This window comes from Pseudomonas sp. 39004 (genome assembly GCF_028682155.1).
GTDB classification, from domain to species: Bacteria; Pseudomonadota; Gammaproteobacteria; order Pseudomonadales; family Pseudomonadaceae; genus Aquipseudomonas; species Aquipseudomonas capeferrum.
On the sequence record NZ_JANIAG010000146.1, the window covers coordinates 1 to 14,282 of the forward strand.

Annotated in this window: 18 protein-coding genes; 6 read left to right on the forward strand and 12 right to left on the reverse strand. The window is 64.7% G+C overall.

Going from position 1 to position 14,282, the window contains the following annotated elements:
* Positions 1–15: 15 nt before the first annotated feature.
* Both NP534_RS20895 and NP534_RS20900 read right to left on the reverse strand, forming a co-directional pair.
* Positions 16–888 (reverse strand): carbon-nitrogen hydrolase family protein, encoded by an 873-nt coding sequence (locus tag NP534_RS20895; protein WP_274099954.1) that lies wholly within the window; start codon positions 886–888, stop codon positions 16–18.
* Positions 885–1,475, reverse strand: a complete 591-nt coding sequence (locus NP534_RS20900; protein WP_033702780.1) for a GNAT family N-acetyltransferase — start codon at positions 1,473–1,475, stop codon at positions 885–887. Before NP534_RS20900 ends, NP534_RS20895 begins: the two co-directional genes overlap by 4 nt.
* A 115-nt stretch (positions 1,476–1,590) precedes the next feature.
* Between NP534_RS20900 and NP534_RS20905 the strand changes: the two genes are divergently transcribed.
* On the forward strand, positions 1,591–1,989 hold the full coding sequence (locus NP534_RS20905) for a nuclear transport factor 2 family protein (RefSeq protein WP_033702781.1): 399 nt from the start codon (positions 1,591–1,593) through the stop codon (positions 1,987–1,989).
* Positions 1,990–2,025: 36 nt separating this feature from the next.
* Here NP534_RS20905 and NP534_RS20910 read toward each other — a convergent pair whose 3' ends face one another.
* The 6 genes from NP534_RS20910 to NP534_RS20935 form a co-directional block, all read right to left on the reverse strand.
* Entirely contained in the window at positions 2,026–2,604 is a 579-nt protein-coding gene (locus NP534_RS20910) for a DJ-1/PfpI family protein (protein ID WP_274099955.1), read from the reverse strand.
* Positions 2,605–2,655: 51 nt separating this feature from the next.
* The gene (locus NP534_RS20915; protein ID WP_274099956.1) at positions 2,656–3,813 is read right to left on the reverse strand and encodes a phospholipase D-like domain-containing protein; all 1,158 of its coding nucleotides are present in this window, start codon (positions 3,811–3,813) and stop codon (positions 2,656–2,658) included.
* 1 nt (position 3,814) lies between these two features.
* The gene (locus tag NP534_RS20920) at positions 3,815–4,396 is read right to left on the reverse strand and encodes a YceI family protein (protein WP_274099957.1); all 582 of its coding nucleotides are present in this window, start codon (positions 4,394–4,396) and stop codon (positions 3,815–3,817) included.
* 43 nt (positions 4,397–4,439) lie between these two features.
* A complete protein-coding gene (locus NP534_RS20925; protein WP_274099958.1) occupies positions 4,440–4,748 on the reverse strand; it encodes an amidase in 309 nt (102 codons plus the stop codon).
* Positions 4,745–5,809, reverse strand: coding sequence for a serine hydrolase domain-containing protein (locus NP534_RS20930; protein WP_274099968.1), 1,065 nt, complete (start codon positions 5,807–5,809; stop codon positions 4,745–4,747). Before NP534_RS20930 ends, NP534_RS20925 begins: the two co-directional genes overlap by 4 nt.
* A gap of 81 nt (positions 5,810–5,890) precedes the next feature.
* Positions 5,891–6,778, reverse strand: coding sequence for an acyl-CoA dehydrogenase (locus NP534_RS20935; RefSeq protein ID WP_274099959.1), 888 nt, complete (start codon positions 6,776–6,778; stop codon positions 5,891–5,893).
* A 150-nt stretch (positions 6,779–6,928) separates the two neighbouring features.
* On the opposite strand from NP534_RS20935, the gene olsB reads away from it, so the two are divergent.
* Positions 6,929–7,684 carry an L-ornithine N(alpha)-acyltransferase gene (olsB, locus tag NP534_RS20940; RefSeq protein WP_274099960.1) on the forward strand — a complete coding sequence of 252 codons (756 nt, stop codon included), beginning with the start codon at positions 6,929–6,931 and terminating at the stop codon, positions 7,682–7,684.
* Positions 7,684–8,472: a lysophospholipid acyltransferase family protein gene (locus tag NP534_RS20945; protein ID WP_274099961.1), complete on the forward strand. Its 789-nt coding sequence runs from the start codon at positions 7,684–7,686 to the stop codon at positions 8,470–8,472. The genes olsB and NP534_RS20945 overlap by 1 nt, the downstream gene beginning before the upstream one ends.
* Before the next feature lie 51 nt (positions 8,473–8,523).
* Here the strand turns inward: NP534_RS20945 and NP534_RS20950 are convergent, their stop codons facing one another.
* Positions 8,524–9,108, reverse strand: coding sequence for an acyl carrier protein phosphodiesterase (locus NP534_RS20950; protein ID WP_274099962.1), 585 nt, complete (start codon positions 9,106–9,108; stop codon positions 8,524–8,526).
* A 152-nt stretch (positions 9,109–9,260) separates the two neighbouring features.
* On the opposite strand from NP534_RS20950, the gene NP534_RS20955 reads away from it, so the two are divergent.
* Positions 9,261–9,563, forward strand: a complete 303-nt coding sequence (locus NP534_RS20955) for an ArsR/SmtB family transcription factor (RefSeq protein ID WP_274099963.1) — start codon at positions 9,261–9,263, stop codon at positions 9,561–9,563.
* 12 nt (positions 9,564–9,575) lie between these two features.
* Positions 9,576–10,625: an alkene reductase gene (locus tag NP534_RS20960; protein ID WP_274099964.1), complete on the forward strand. Its 1,050-nt coding sequence runs from the start codon at positions 9,576–9,578 to the stop codon at positions 10,623–10,625.
* Between the two features lie 40 nt (positions 10,626–10,665).
* Here the strand turns inward: NP534_RS20960 and NP534_RS20965 are convergent, their stop codons facing one another.
* The 3 genes from NP534_RS20965 to NP534_RS20975 form a co-directional block, all read right to left on the reverse strand.
* Positions 10,666–11,538: an ATPase gene (locus NP534_RS20965; protein ID WP_274099965.1), complete on the reverse strand. Its 873-nt coding sequence runs from the start codon at positions 11,536–11,538 to the stop codon at positions 10,666–10,668.
* Positions 11,539–11,617: 79 nt separating this feature from the next.
* Positions 11,618–12,622 carry an NAD-dependent epimerase/dehydratase family protein gene (locus NP534_RS20970; protein ID WP_033702793.1) on the reverse strand — a complete coding sequence of 335 codons (1,005 nt, stop codon included), beginning with the start codon at positions 12,620–12,622 and terminating at the stop codon, positions 11,618–11,620.
* Positions 12,623–12,671: 49 nt separating this feature from the next.
* Positions 12,672–13,562, reverse strand: a complete 891-nt coding sequence (locus NP534_RS20975) for a LysR family transcriptional regulator ArgP (protein ID WP_274099966.1) — start codon at positions 13,560–13,562, stop codon at positions 12,672–12,674.
* A gap of 124 nt (positions 13,563–13,686) precedes the next feature.
* Between NP534_RS20975 and NP534_RS20980 the strand changes: the two genes are divergently transcribed.
* Positions 13,687–14,282 (forward strand): LysE/ArgO family amino acid transporter (locus tag NP534_RS20980; protein ID WP_274099967.1); only part of this gene is annotated, 596 nt, incomplete at its 3' end.

Here is a 14,282-nt window from a genome sequence, read left to right on the forward strand (position 1 = left end):
ATCTGGCGTTTTCATTTACAGGCTGCGCTCGAACTGCTCTGGCCAGTCGCGCCGGGTAAACACCTGCCCCTGCTCCCTTACCCGCCGCACCGCCGCAAGGTCCACATTACAGATCAGCCACCGGCTGCCGGCCGGGTCAAGCTCGGTACTCAGGGCCACTACACCGTCCTTCGGCATGCCATGGTCCGGCGGCACAAACAACCCGGCCCGCCCAATGTTCTCATCCAGCGCCTGCGACCACGGGGCCAACCCCACCGTGGGGCTCTGCAACACTGCAATCTGGTTTTCCAGGGCCCGCGCCTGGGCACCAATGCGCACCCGGTGGTAACCGGCTTCGGTATCGGTGCAGCTCGGTGCCAGAATCAGGTCGGCGCCCCCTTCTGCCAGGCGCCGTGCCAGCATCGGGAATTCGTTGTCGTAACAGATCAGAATGCCCAGGCGCCCCAGTTCAGTGTCGAACACTTTCAGGCCCTCGCCCGGCGCAATACCCCACTGCTCCCGCTCGAAGCGGGTCATCATCAACTTGTCCTGATGCCCCAGTTCACCCTCGGGGCCAAACAGCCAGGCACGGTTGCGATAGCGGCCATCGCTGTCCTGTACCGGCAGGCTGCCGGGCTGAAGATAAATGCCCCAGCGCCGCGCAATGCGCTCGCACAGCGCTTTCCAGGGTTCGATCAAGGGCTGGATACCGGCGATAGAAGCCTGCAAGTCGCCACGCTGCTGCGCAGGTAACAGCCCACTGAGTACCAGGCCCGCGTATTCCGGCAACAGCAGCAGCTGAGCGCCGGCCTCGGACGCTTCGGCGCACAGGCCCTGCAGATGATCGACGTAGGCATCCCAGGTCTTGTGCAGCTCGATGGCGTACTGGCAGGCCGCGAGGCGGATCATATCGGCAGTTCCTTGAGCCAGAACGACATGATCTTTTCAGACGATTCCTGTTCATCCAGGTCGCGCCAGGCATAGTGGGTGCGCAACGAGGGGTCGTGCAGGAACCCACGATTGCGCCAGAACCCCTGCAAGGGCTTGTAGTGCGCGGGGCGCAGCGGGTGTACGCCGGGCCGTTCCACGGCACAGAAGGCGCAATAATCGAACTCGGCGAGTTTGTGGGCGTAGGACTCGCGCTCGATGAAAAAACGCACCCCCAGCCCTTGGCCACGGTACTCCGGCAGCACCACCGACTCACCGAAGTAGTACACGCTGGCCGGGTCACGCCCCTGGGCCAGGAACGGCTGCTGGAACTCGGCGGCAACGTCCACCAGCGGCAGGCTGGTGGCGGCACCCACCACCCGGCCGGCGTCCAGCGCCAGTACTACCAGGCTGCGCCCGGAGCGGGCGTACGTAGATAAATAGTCGGCCTCGTACTCCGGCGTACCGTCGTAAAGGTAGGGAAACTCGCGGAACACGGTCAGGCGCAGGCGAGCGAGGTCATCGATGTAAGGCGCGATAGCGGCGCCGTGCAACAGGCGGATTTCCATGCTTGGCGGTCGTTTTGTCGATGTGGATGACGCGCTCGGCTAAGCCGGGCTTGAGGGGAAACCCTATCATCCGAACCAACGCACCGCCTTTTCCCAACACGACAGGAATTGTTCCATGACCGCTACCGAACTGGTAAATGCCTACTACGCCGCCTTCAATGCCGGTGACATGCCCGGCTTTCTCGCACTGCTGAACGAAGATGTGATCCACGACATCAACCAGGGCGAGCGGCAGATGGGCAAGGCCAGGTTTGCCGCGTTCATGGACAAGATGAACCGCTGCTACCGCGAGCGCCTGGCCGATATCGTGGTCATGCAGAATGCCGACGGCAGCCGCGCGGCCGCGGAGTTCACCGTGCATGGCGAGTACATCGCCGATGACGAAGGCCTGCCCGCGGCCAACGGGCAGACCTATGTGCTGTCGGCGGGTGCGTTCTTCTATATCCACTGCGGCAAGATTGCCCGGGTGACCAACTACTACAACCTCAATGACTGGGTCGAGCAGGTCGGCTGAATCTGCATGCGCTTTTTGTACAAGCGGCCTTGCAGATCAGGTGATACGTGTACCTAGCACCTTGAGGAAAGCCGCCAGCCAGGCCGGGTGGGCAGGCCATGCCGGCGCGGTCACCAGGTTGCCTTCCACATGCGCCTGGTCCACCGCGATATCGATGAACGTCCCGCCCGCCAAACGCACCTCCAGCGCACAGGCAGGGTAGGCACTGCATTCGCGCCCTTCCAGCACACCCGCCGCTGCCAGCAACTGCGCGCCATGGCACACCGCCGCAATCGGTTTGCCCGCCTGGTCGAACGCCTTGACCAGCTCCAGCACCCGCTCATCCAGGCGCAAGTATTCCGGGGCACGGCCACCGGGGATCAGCAAGGCGTCATAGCTTTCGGCACGCACCCGCACAAAGTCATAGTTCAGGGCAAAGTTGTGCCCCGGCTTTTCGCTGTAAGTCTGCTCACCCTCGAAATCATGGATCGCGGTGCGCACGGTCTGGCCCGCAAGCTTCTCGGGGCAGACAGCGTGCACCGTATGGCCAACCATGCTCAGGGCCTGGAACGGCACCATCGCTTCGTAATCCTCGACGTAGTCGCCAACCAGCATGAGAATTTTCTTCGCCGTCATCGCATCCACTCCTTCCATTGCTTGTGAACAGTCACTGCACGATAGTCGCTCTCAGTCACGCCGGTCGAGCAGGTTGACCACCAGACGGTCGAGCCAACCCCATACCCGCTGCTTCACCCGTCGCCACAGCGGCCTGGCGTTCCAGTGGTCGAGGTCGACTTCTTCGCTCAAAGCGAAGTCACGCTCGAAACTGGCCACCACGGCAGCGGTCAGCGGCGGGTCCAGGGCCTCGATATTGGCCTCAAGGTTGAAACGCAGGTTCCAGTGGTCGAAGTTGCACGAACCAACGCTCACCCAGTCGTCCACCACGGCCATCTTCAAGTGCAGGAAACACGGCTGGTACTCGAAAATCTTCACCCCGGCGCGCAGCAGGCGCGGGTAGTAACGATGCCCGGCATAGCGCACCGAGGGGTGATCGGTGCGCGGCCCGGTCAGCAGCAGGCGCACGTCCAGGCCCTTGCTGGCCGCGCGTCGCAACGAGCGGCGCACACTCCAGGTCGGCAAGAAATAAGGCGTCGCCAGCCACACCCGCTGCTTGCCGCTGTTGAGCGCGCGCACCAGCGAATGCAGGATGTCCTGATGCTGACGGGCGTCGGCATAGGCTACCCGGCCCATGCCTTGCCCCTGCGCAGGCACCTTGGGCAGGCGCGGCAGGCCGAAACCTTCGGCTGGGCGCCAGGCGGTGCGCCGGTTGTTGGCGTGCCATTGGCGGTCGAACAACAACTGCCAGTCGCTGACCACCGGCCCCTGCATCTGCACCATTACCTCGTGCCATTCGCTGGTAGCGCTGGCCGGCGTCCAGAACTCGTCGGTGACGCCCGTGCCCCCCACCACTGCCCAGCGCTCGTCCACCAACAGCAGCTTGCGGTGATCGCGATACAGGTTGCGCAAGCCACGCTTCCAGCGCAGGCGGTTGTACCAGCGCAGGTACACGCCTGCTTCCAGCAGCCGCTGGCGCAGGGCACTGTTGAAGGCCAGCGAGCCATAGTCATCGAACAGGCAGCGCACCCGCACACCGCGCCTTGCGGCCTGCTCCAGCGCTGCGACGACCGCTTCGGCGCAGGCGCCAGCCTCGACCAGATACAGTTCGAGGTCGACCTGGAACTCGGCGCGCGTGATCGCCTCAAGCATGCGAGGGAAGAATTCGGGGCCGTCGATCAGCAGTTCGAACTGGTTGCCATCCCGCCAGGGGAAGACCGGCCCCGGCATGTCAGCGGGCGGTGAAGATCAGCACCGCATTGACCGGTACCGATGGGTTGATGGACTTGAGCCCGGCAAACTTGCGCAGGCTCTCCAGCCCCGGCATCAGGCCGAAATCCTCGGCGCGCAGTACCAGGGGCTCCAGGGTCACCACCTGGAAGCGTCGCTCGTCCAGCCGCGTGGCCAGCAGCAAGGCGTTGTAGCGGTGGGATTGGCCATGCACGGTAACGGTCAGCGGCAGGCGCAGTTCGATTTGCGCACCGCTGGCCAGGTCGTTGATCGGGCGCAGGTCCAGTTGCGCCTTCACCGTCGCCTCGGCAAAACGCTCGACATCGAACAGGCCGTCGCGCATGCGTTCGTCACGCAAGGGGATGCCGCTGCTCACCGAGTCCATCTCGATGCGCAGGCCGGCCGCGCCCTTGCGGTCTACCGTGCCATGCAGCACCAGGAAACGATGGACTTCGGCGGTATCACCGTTCTTGCCGGTGATGAACGACAGGCGCGATGACTCGCCATCGAGGTGCCAGTTGGCGTGGGCGGGCAGGCATAGAGCCAGCAACAAGGCGGGCAGCAGGCGGGGCAACTTGAACATGACAGATCTCGTGAAACAAGACCGCAACCTTACCCGCCCGCCATCATGGCAGCAAGCGGCAGCCCACGCGTGCGCCCTGCCATGCGGCCTGGTTACGCCGGCCCAGGCCCTCGGCCGTGACCAGGCGCTGCGCGCTGTTTTCCGCCAGCTGGCCAAGGGGCAGCCATTGTTTCACGTACCCCCGGCAATACGCCGGGTCAAACTCCATGACGAAGCGGCATGAGCAGTACTCCTTGGCCGAGTAGGCCGAAAGAATGCCCGGGAAGTCCGCCAACGCCTGACGTGCCTGCCAACCGCTCCATCCCAACGACACGCCAAGCAGTGCCAACAGCACCAGCAGCACCCGCCTCATGCGCCCTCCCCGGCCAGCGCCGCCAGTACCCGTTCGAGCAGTTGCTCATGCTGGTAACTGTCGCCTCGGTCATCGGCATAGCGAACGATCACCAGCTTCTGCGTCGGCAACACGTACAGCGCCTGGCCCCAATGGCCGAGCGCGGCGTAGGTGTCAGCCGGCACATGCGGCCAGGGGCGAGCCCCGCCTGACGACGCGCTGTTGAGCCACCAGTGGCCGCCTGGGTTGGCCTCGCCGGGTACAGCCTCGGCCTGGGCAAACGGCGTGCGGTTGAACGCCACCCATGTCGCAGGCACCAGTTGGCGTTCGCGCCAGCGCCCGTCGCGCTGCATCAGCAGGCCGATGCGCGCCAGGTCACGGGCAGTGAGGTACAGGTACGAAGACCCGACATAGCTCCCCGCGCCATCGCGCTCCCACACCGCGCTGTTGATGCCCAGCGGCGTGAACAGCGCCTGCCACGGGTAGTCGGCATACTGCCCGGCATCGAGCAGGCCGCGCAGGGCCGCTGCCAACAGGTTGCTGTCGCCGCTGGAGTAGAGAAAGCGCTGCCCCGGTAGCTGCGCCGCAGGCCGCGCTGCGGTATAGGCCGCCATGTCCTCACGACCACGGGTGTAGAGCATGGCCACCACCGAGGAGTGCAACGGTGCGTATTCGTAGTCTTCCTGCCAGGCCAGGCCGCTGGCCCAGTGCAGCAGGTCTCCCAGGCGCACCTCTGGGTGTGCCTGCATCGGGGGGTAGAAGCGGGCTACCGGGTCCTGCAGCTGGAAACGCCCTTCGCCTTGGGCCACGCCCAGTAGCGTGGCCAGCACGCTCTTGCTCACCGACCAGGTAAGGTGCGCGGTGCTGGCGGTGGTGGGCGCGGCGTAGCGTTCATGCAGGATGCGGCCGTCGCGGATGATCAGCAGGGCGTCGGTGCGCAGGCTGCCGTCAGGGGGGAAGGCATAGGCGTCGACGGCTTGCCAGTCGATGGGGGTGGGGTCGGTTTGCCAGTCGGGGGCCGGCCAGTCTTCGGCCCAGGCTGGGGCCACTGCCAGGCTGAGGGTTGCCAGTAGGGCTTTCAGGGTATCGAGCACTTGGGCCTCGGCGCCATGGGGCCGCTTTGCGGCCCCAGCATTCAATGGTTCACCGAGTCTGCCTGCCCTTCATGACAATCCCGCAGCCGCCCAGGCCTTGGCCAAACGTTTCTCCCGCGCTGCCGCCGCCAACGCCAACACCCCCTGATCACGCTGCCAGAGCTGCGCCCACTGCGCGGGCCCCGCCAGCAACGCCTCATCGATGTCGGCGCGCAGCGCCTGGAACTGGCCAAACAACCCCGCCAGCAGCAAATGGCAACCGACACTGTCGGCACACTGGCGGCTCCCCTCGGCACAGCCGGCCAGCACGCTCAGCAAACGCAGGCGCAACGCTTGTGGCCACGCACATTCCTGGCCGACGCCATACAGCCAGGCCGTCAACGCGGCGAGCACGTACAGGTCCTCCAGCGAGCGGAACGGTTTGACGTAGGCATCCCAGCCATCGCCTGCCAGCAACTCGCAAGCCGCCTGCTCCAGGTGCAGGCGGCCATGGCCGACTTCGGGCATCAGCGGCAAGGTCGGCAACGCTTCCAGCGTCACGCCCGGCTCACCCGGGTACACCACCGCCAGGTTCAGCCGCGGCGCCTCGCCTGGCGCTTCGCTGCGCGCGGCCACCAGCAGCCACTCCGCCTCAAGGCCGGCGGTGACGAAATCCTTGCTGCCGCCAAGGCGCAAACCGTCGAGGCGGGTGCGCATGTCTGCCGGCCGCACGCTGCGCCGTTCGGTCGCGCACAGTGCGCCGAGGCTGGCTGGCGCACTGGGCCAGAGCACCCGCAAGGCGGCCTGGTAGCCGACCAGAAACGCCAGGCCCGGCGTGGGCATGGCGCGCCCGCCAAGCACCGCCAGTTCGAACGGGGCTACCTGGCCAAGGCGCTCAAGCAGCGCGGCGTAGGTTTCACCCAGGGTGCCGGCCATGGGGAGGCGCAGCGGGTCGTTGAGTCGTTGTAGCCAAGCCATCGCAGGATGCTCCTTGCTGGGGCGTGTGGGAGGGTGTCACGCAAGCATCACCAAAGATTCACAGGGGTGACACCCCGTCTACCTAGGCTGACTTTGCACAACAAAGCCGACCGGCCGCAACCCTTCATGGCTGGCTTATGGAGACTCGTAATGACTCGGATCGCTCACGCTGGCGACACCAGCACTGCACGCCGTCTGCAAGCCGAACGCCTGGTCGGCGCCACGGCCCTGCAGGAAGCCCAGGCCCTGCGCTACAAAGTGTTCAGTGCAGAATTCAAGGCCAAGCTCAAAGGTGCCGAACACGGCCTGGACATGGACGACTACGACCCGCACTGCCGCCATATCGGTGTGCGCGACCTGAGCACCGGCGAGCTGGTAGCCACCACCCGGTTGCTCGACCACCAGGCGGCCAGCAGCCTGGGCCGTTTCTACAGCGAAGAAGAGTTCAGCCTGCACGGCCTGGTGCAGTTGCAAGGGCCGATCCTGGAGCTGGGGCGCACCTGCGTGGCCGCCGACTACCGTAACGGCGGCACCATCGCCGTGCTCTGGGGCGAGCTCGCCGAAGTGCTCAACGAAGGGCGCTACAGCTACCTGATGGGCTGCGCCAGCATCCCCATGCAGGACGGTGGCGTGCAGGCCCATGCGGTCATGCAGCGCCTGCGCGAGCGTTACCTATGCACCGAGCACCTGCGGGCCGAGCCGAAAAAACCCCTGCCAAGCCTGGCCCTGCCCAGCAACGTCATCGCCGAAATGCCACCGCTGCTCAAGGCCTATATGCGCCTGGGCGCGAAGATTTGCGGCGAGCCATGCTGGGACGAAGACTTCCAGGTTGCCGACGTGTTCATCCTGCTCAAGCGCGACGACCTCTGCCCGCGCTACGCCCGCCACTTCAAGGCGGCGGTCTGATGCCCAAGCTGCGGGTACTGGCCCGCCTGACACGGCTGTTTCTGGTCCTGCTGCTGGGCATGCTGATGGCCAGCGTGATCGCGCTTGGCGAACGCCTTGGCCTGGAGGCCTCCATCGAGCGCCGGCAACGTTGGAGCTGCCTGTTCATGAAGCGCCTGGTAGCCGCCTTGCCGTTCGAGGTGCGGGTAATCGGCCAACTGCCGCAGCGGCCGATGTTGTGGGTCAGCAACCACGTTTCCTGGGCCGACATCCCACTGCTCGGCATGCTGCAGCCGCTGTCATTCCTGTCCAAGGCCGAAGTCCGTCACTGGCCGGTGGCCGGCTGGCTTGCAGAGAAAGCCGGCACGCTGTTCATCCGCCGCGGCGGTGGCGACAGCCAGCGTCTGCGCGAGCAGATCAGCACGCAACTGGGCGAAGCCCGGCCACTGTTGATCTTCCCGGAGGGTACTACCACCAACGGCCATGGCCTGCGAACGTTCCACGGCCGGTTGCTCGCAGGCGCCATCGACCAGGGCGTGGCAGTTCAACCCGTGGCGATCCAGTACTTGCGCGATGGCGTGATCGACCCGATTGCGCCTTTCATTGGCGATGATGACCTGGTGTCACACCTGCTGCGGCTGTTTGCCCAGCCGCGTGGCGAGGTGTGCATTCACCTGCTGCAACCGATTGCCAGCGCGCAGAAAGAGCGAGCGGTACTGGCCTTGCAGGCGCAGCAAGCCATTAATGGGGCGTTGTTCGGGGTTGAAGAGGCAGAGGGGGTGCCACGGCGGCAGGCGCGGGCTGCCTGATTGTCTTGGGCTGCCTGTATCCGCGAAGCGGCCGGGGCAGGCAGTACTTGACTAAGTGCCCGACACCCGCCCCACCGCCGCAAACGCCTGCAACTGTGGATAGAACTCACGAAAGTCCGCCAGCAACGGCTCATACAAGCGCTCTAGCTCCGGCATCACCCCGCTCATCCCCTCCGGCCGCGACAGCCGCCGTGCAATGCCGTTGAACACCTGCTCCAGCGTCGCAAAATCGCCATACGCCCCGAGCCAGTCATCCGCCGCCATGAACGGCGCAATGCGCGCCAGGCGCCCTGGCAACTCGGGTTCAGCCAGCAGCACCCGATAAAAATTGCCGGTGAACTGCGCCAACGGCTGCTCGGCATAGTCCGCCCAATGCTGCGCCAGGCAGTGGTCGAAAAACACATCGAGGACAATGCCGGCAAAGCGCCGCCGCTGTGCGGGGAAGCGTGCCAACGCAGCCAATACCACGGGATGGCGGTCGGTATAGCTGTCGATGTGCCGGTGCAGGCGGATCGCCGCTTCCAGCGTTGGTGGAAAGCGCCCTTCCAGCGAGCCCTTGACGAAATCGCCATACAGGCTGCCGAGCAATTGCTGCGGCGCAGGGCCGCCCAGGTGCAGGTGTGCGAGGTAGTTCATGGCGCAAGTCTAGCACCGCCCACGCCTATATCGTCATCACACGATATAGCGATTGGTGCTCAGCTCAGAACCTCTTCATATTTGTATATCGCGAAATACCGATTTACATTTTGCCCTACCGCGATCTACCGCTTCACCACGAGCCCTACCCCATGCCCCTCGATCTGGACGAAATAATAAAAGCCCTGGCCCACCCGTTACGGCGACAAATCCTCGACTGGCTGAAGGACCCGGCAACGCAGTTTCCTGACCAGCACCACAGCACCGAACACGGCGTCTGTGCCGGGCAGATCGACCAACGCTGCGGCCTGTCGCAGTCGACCGTCTCTGCACACCTGGCCATCTTGCAGCGCGCCGGCCTGATCAACAGCCAGAAGATCGGCCAATGGCACTTCTTCAAACGCAATGAGGAGACCCTTCAGGCCTTCCTCGCACAGTTGAGCCGAACGCTCTGAAAAGGAAACCGCATGACTACGCTCTTCGACCCGATCACGCTGGGTGACCTGCAACTGCCCAACCGCATCATCATGGCCCCGCTGACCCGCTGCCGCGCCGATGAAGGCCGGGTGCCCAACGCACTGATGGCCGAATACTACGTGCAGCGCGCCAGCGCCGGGCTGATCCTCAGCGAGGCGACTTCGGTCACAGCAATGGGTGTCGGCTACCCCGATACCCCAGGCATCTGGAACGATGAACAGGTGCGCGGCTGGAACAACGTCACCAAGGCTGTGCACGGTGCCGGCGGGCGCATCTTCCTGCAACTGTGGCATGTCGGCCGCATTTCCCACCCCAGCTACCTGAACGGCGAGCTGCCCGTGGCACCCAGCGCAATCAAGCCCAAGGGCCATGTCAGCCTGGTGCGTCCGCTCACCGACTACCCCACCCCCCGCGCACTGGAAACCGAAGAGATTGTCGACATTGTCGAGGCATACCGCAGCGGCGCCGAAAATGCCAAGGCCGCCGGTTTCGATGGGGTCGAGGTGCATGGCGCCAATGGCTACCTGCTCGACCAGTTCCTGCAAAGCAGCACCAACCAGCGCACCGACCGCTACGGTGGTTCGCTGGAAAACCGCGCACGGTTGCTGCTTGAGGTGACCGACGCCGCCATTGAAGTGTGGGGGGCAAACCGCGTGGGCGTGCACCTGGCGCCGCGTGCCGACTCACACGACATGGGCGACGCCGACCGGGCCGAGACCTTCACCTACGTCGCCGGTGAACTGGGCAAGCGCGGCATCGCCTTCATCTGCTCGCGGGAGAAAGACGCCGACGACAGCATCGGCCCACTGATCAAGCAAGCGTTCGGCGGCCCGTACATCGTCAATGAGCGTTTTGACAAGGCCAGTGCCAATGCCGCGTTGGCCAGCGGCAAGGCCGACGCCGTGGCGTTCGGCGTGCCGTTCATCGCCAACCCGGACCTGCCGGCGCGCCTGGCGGCAGATGCCCCCTTGAACCCGGCACACCCGGAAACGTTCTACGGCAAGGGGCCGGTGGGCTATATCGATTACCCGCGCCTGTAAGCGGATCGGCCGCCGGGGCGCGTTGCCCCGGCGGTAAGGCTCAAGGCCGCGCGTTGATCTGCTGTTGCAGGTTCTGGACCTGGCTTTGCAACGTGTTCAGGCTGCGGGTCATCTGCCCGCGGAACGCATCGAACTCCTGCACCGAAGCACCGCTCGGCGACGCCGCAGCAGCCGGGCGATTGTCGATCTGGCTCTTCAACACCAGCATGTCCTGCTCCAGGTTCTGGATCGCCGCACTCGGGTTGCCCTGCTTCTTCAGCGCCGCCACATCGCTGCCCAGGCTCTTGAGCTGAGTATCCAGCTTGCCGCCATCCACCTGCGCTGCTTTCAAGGCAGCCACATCCGTGGTCAACGTCTTGAACTGGGCATCCAGTTTGCCGCCATCGACCTGGCTGGACTTCAGCGCAGCCAGTTCGCCATTCACCAGCTTCAACTGCGCCTGCAACTGGGTCTGCAGCTCAGTCACGGCTTTTTGCTGTTCACGGGTATCGGCCAGCACCTGCTCCAGGCGCTTGCCCAGGTCACCGGTCTGCCCGGCCACCCCTTGCTGCAACTGACGGATCTGCAGTTTCAAGGCCTCGCTGCCGGTCGTGACCGTCGATTCGCTGGCCGCCACCTTGCCGCTGATGGCCTGCAGCCGCCCGGCCGCCTCTTCGCTGATGCGGGCAAAGCTTTCCTGGGTCGCGACCAGTTGCTGCTCCATCAGCGATATCTGCTGAAAGCTCCACCAGCCCAACCCCACCAAGGCGATGAACGACGCCCCCAACAGCGCCCACAAAGGCGCGGTGCTGGCCCCACGCTCGGCTTTCTGGCGATTGCGCACCACGTGCGCTGGCATCAGTTCGTCATCGTCGGGGGTGCCGGCCCTCAGGGTAGGCACATCATCGTAATCGTCGTGAGCATGGTTACGCATGGATACATTCAACCGCAGTAGTCGCAAAGAGGCACGAGTATAAACCGCAAGCGCGGCACGTTGATGACCATCATCAGCCTCAGCCGAACTTCAGGCCTTCGGGCTGGTGCTTCCACCAGGCGCAGAACTCGTCCAGTGCCGTCCACAGGCTGACCTTGGGCTGGTAGTCCAGGTATTGCCGGGCGCGGCTGATGTCCAGGGTGAAATCACGGCTCATCACCTGCATGCCCAGGCGCGACAAGGTCGGCTGCGGGCGCCCCGGCCACAGCATGCAGGCCGCCTCGTTCAACGCGGCCAGGCTGTAGGCCAGGCCATAGGAGCGGTAACGGGTAACCTGCGGCAGTTGCATCTGGCGCATCACGTAATTGACCACATCCCACAGTGGCAACGGCTGCCCATTGCTGATGTTGTAGGCCTGGCCCAGCGCGCGGTCGTCGGCGAACAAGGCGCTGAGCAATGCTTCGTTGAGGTTGTGCACGCTGGTGAAATCGACCTTGTTCAGGCCATTGCCGATGATTGCCACACGGCCCTTGCGCTGCATCTGCATCAGCCGAGGGAAGATGCTGGCATCACCGGCACCGGTGACAAAGCGCGGGCGCAGCGCCAGCACCTCCAGGCCAAACTCCTGGGCACCGAACACCTTCTGCTCGGCCAGGTGCTTGGTCAGTGCGTAGTGATCATGAAAGCGCCGCGGCACCTGGTCTTCACGGATGTCCAGGCGCGAGCGGCCATTGAAGTAGATCGACGGCGACGACAGGTGCACCAGGCGCCGCACATGCTCCTTCAGGCAACCTTCGACCACGTTTTCGGTGACCACCACGTTGCCCTGGTGAAAGTCCTGGAAGCGCCCCCAGTTACCCACCGCACCCGCGCAATGCACCACCGCTTCGACGCCCTGGCACAGGCGCCGGGCCAGTTCGGCATCACCCAGGTCGCCAGGGATGAACTGCGCACCGCGCTTGACCAGGTGCTCGACACCTTCGGCACGTCGGCCGCTGACCCGCACGTCCAGGCCCTGCTCCAGGGCCAGGCGCGCAAAGCGCCCGCCGATGAAGCCGCTCGCGCCAGTGACCAGAATTCGCATGTAAGACTCCGCCTTGCCAGATTTCAGATGCAACTGACGCCAGCCGTGGCTACAACGGCACCAGCCATTGCCGTGCCGTGTACCGCAGGTGATCGGTCAGTTGCGCGAGCAATTGCCCGCCATTGCGCCAATGATGCCAGTACAGCGGCACATCGATGGGAGTATCGGCGCATATTTCCACCAATTGCCCGCTGGACAGTTGTTCGCGTGCCTGCAACTCAGGCACCAGCCCCCAGCCAAGCCCCGCTTCGGTCATGCGCAGAAAACCTTCGGACGACGGGCACAGGTGATGCAGGAAACCGCCTTCGATACCCAGCGATGCCAGGTAGCGGTGTTGCAGAAAGTCGTCCGGGCCATACACGATCGCCGGCGTGCGGGCCAGGCGCCTGCCCTCGAAACCCTGTGGGAAGTGCCGCGCCATGAACACCGGGCTGGCCAGCGCGCGATAACGCATCGCGCCCAAAGGCAGGCTGCGCGCGCCGGCCACCGGCCGTTCGCTGCCACACAGGCAGGCGGCCACTTCGCCCGCCCGCATGCGTTTAAGGCCGACTTCCTGGTCTTCCACCACCAGGTCGGTGAGCAGGTTGTGCTCAGCGCAAAACGCGCCTACCGCGCCTGCCCACCAGGTGGCCAGGCTGTCGGCGTTCAGGGCAATGCGCAAACGCTCGGGCATGCCCTCCTCGTCCAGCGCCGGCACCTGACGTTGCAAGTCGCGTTCGAGCAGGCGCACCTGCTGCACATGGTTGAGCAACTGGCGCCCGACCTCGGTCGGGCTCGGTGGCGTGGCACGCACCAGCACCGGTTGGCCGACCCGTGCTTCAAGCAGCTTGATGCGCTGGGAAATGGCCGATTGCGACAGCCCCAGCACCTGCGCCGCGCGCTCGAAGCCGCCTTGCTCGATCACCGCCGCAAGGGCGGCTAGCAGCTTGTAGTCGAACATCGATTTCTCTAATGCCTGATCAGCTTTATTTGTTTTTCTTATACAGCGGCTTTATCCACAATGGCCAGCATCTTCTTTCGTTGAACAACGCCCGTGTCCCGTGGCGTCAGTGGAGTATCCCGCCATGTGGCAAAGTTATTTGAACGGCATGCTGGTGGCCTTCGGCCTGATCATGGCCATTGGCGCGCAAAACGCCTTCGTCCTCGCCCAGAGCCTGCGCCGCGAGCATCACTTGCCAGTGGCTGCCCTGTGCATTGTCTGCGACGCCCTGCTGGTGGCTGCCGGGGTATTCGGCCTGGCCACGGTACTGGCGCACAACCCGACACTGCTGGCCATCGCTCGCTGGGGCGGCGCGCTGTTTTTGTTGTGGTATGGCGCCAAAGCCTTGCGCAGCGCCTGTTCCAAGCAGAGCCTGCAGCATCAGCAAGGCCAGGGCGTGCGTTCGCGCCGCGCGGTGCTGCTCAGTGCCCTGGCGGTGACCTTGCTCAATCCCCATGTGTACCTCGACACGGTGCTGTTGATCGGTTCGCTCGGTGCCCAGCAGACGGTGCCTGGGGCCTATGTGGCGGGGGCGGCCAGTGCGTCGTTGCTGTGGTTCTCGACCCTGGCGATCGGCGCGGCCTGGCTGGCACCGTGGCTGGCACGGCCAGCGACCTGGCGGATGCTCGACTTGATGGTGGCGGTGATGATGTTCGCGGTGGCGGCGCAGTTGATCTTTAG

Excerpts from the sequence above, each read along its gene's own strand:
- NP534_RS20895 (WP_274099954.1), bottom strand. The coding sequence starts at position 888 with ATGATCCGCCTCGCGGCCTGCCAGTACGCCATCGAGCTGCACAAGACC.
- NP534_RS20900 (WP_033702780.1), bottom strand. The coding sequence starts at position 1,475 with ATGGAAATCCGCCTGTTGCACGGCGCCGCTATCGCGCCTTACATCGAT.
- NP534_RS20905 (WP_033702781.1), top strand. The coding sequence starts at position 1,591 with ATGACCGCTACCGAACTGGTAAATGCCTACTACGCCGCCTTCAATGCC.
- NP534_RS20910 (WP_274099955.1), bottom strand. The coding sequence starts at position 2,604 with ATGACGGCGAAGAAAATTCTCATGCTGGTTGGCGACTACGTCGAGGAT.
- NP534_RS20915 (WP_274099956.1), bottom strand. The coding sequence starts at position 3,813 with ATGCCGGGGCCGGTCTTCCCCTGGCGGGATGGCAACCAGTTCGAACTG.
- NP534_RS20920 (WP_274099957.1), bottom strand. The coding sequence starts at position 4,396 with ATGTTCAAGTTGCCCCGCCTGCTGCCCGCCTTGTTGCTGGCTCTATGC.
- NP534_RS20925 (WP_274099958.1), bottom strand. The coding sequence starts at position 4,748 with ATGAGGCGGGTGCTGCTGGTGCTGTTGGCACTGCTTGGCGTGTCGTTG.
- NP534_RS20935 (WP_274099959.1), bottom strand. The coding sequence starts at position 6,778 with ATGGCTTGGCTACAACGACTCAACGACCCGCTGCGCCTCCCCATGGCC.
- olsB (WP_274099960.1), top strand. The coding sequence starts at position 6,929 with ATGACTCGGATCGCTCACGCTGGCGACACCAGCACTGCACGCCGTCTG.
- NP534_RS20945 (WP_274099961.1), top strand. The coding sequence starts at position 7,684 with ATGCCCAAGCTGCGGGTACTGGCCCGCCTGACACGGCTGTTTCTGGTC.
- NP534_RS20950 (WP_274099962.1), bottom strand. The coding sequence starts at position 9,108 with ATGAACTACCTCGCACACCTGCACCTGGGCGGCCCTGCGCCGCAGCAA.
- NP534_RS20955 (WP_274099963.1), top strand. The coding sequence starts at position 9,261 with ATGCCCCTCGATCTGGACGAAATAATAAAAGCCCTGGCCCACCCGTTA.
- NP534_RS20960 (WP_274099964.1), top strand. The coding sequence starts at position 9,576 with ATGACTACGCTCTTCGACCCGATCACGCTGGGTGACCTGCAACTGCCC.
- NP534_RS20965 (WP_274099965.1), bottom strand. The coding sequence starts at position 11,538 with ATGCGTAACCATGCTCACGACGATTACGATGATGTGCCTACCCTGAGG.
- NP534_RS20970 (WP_033702793.1), bottom strand. The coding sequence starts at position 12,622 with ATGCGAATTCTGGTCACTGGCGCGAGCGGCTTCATCGGCGGGCGCTTT.
- NP534_RS20975 (WP_274099966.1), bottom strand. The coding sequence starts at position 13,562 with ATGTTCGACTACAAGCTGCTAGCCGCCCTTGCGGCGGTGATCGAGCAA.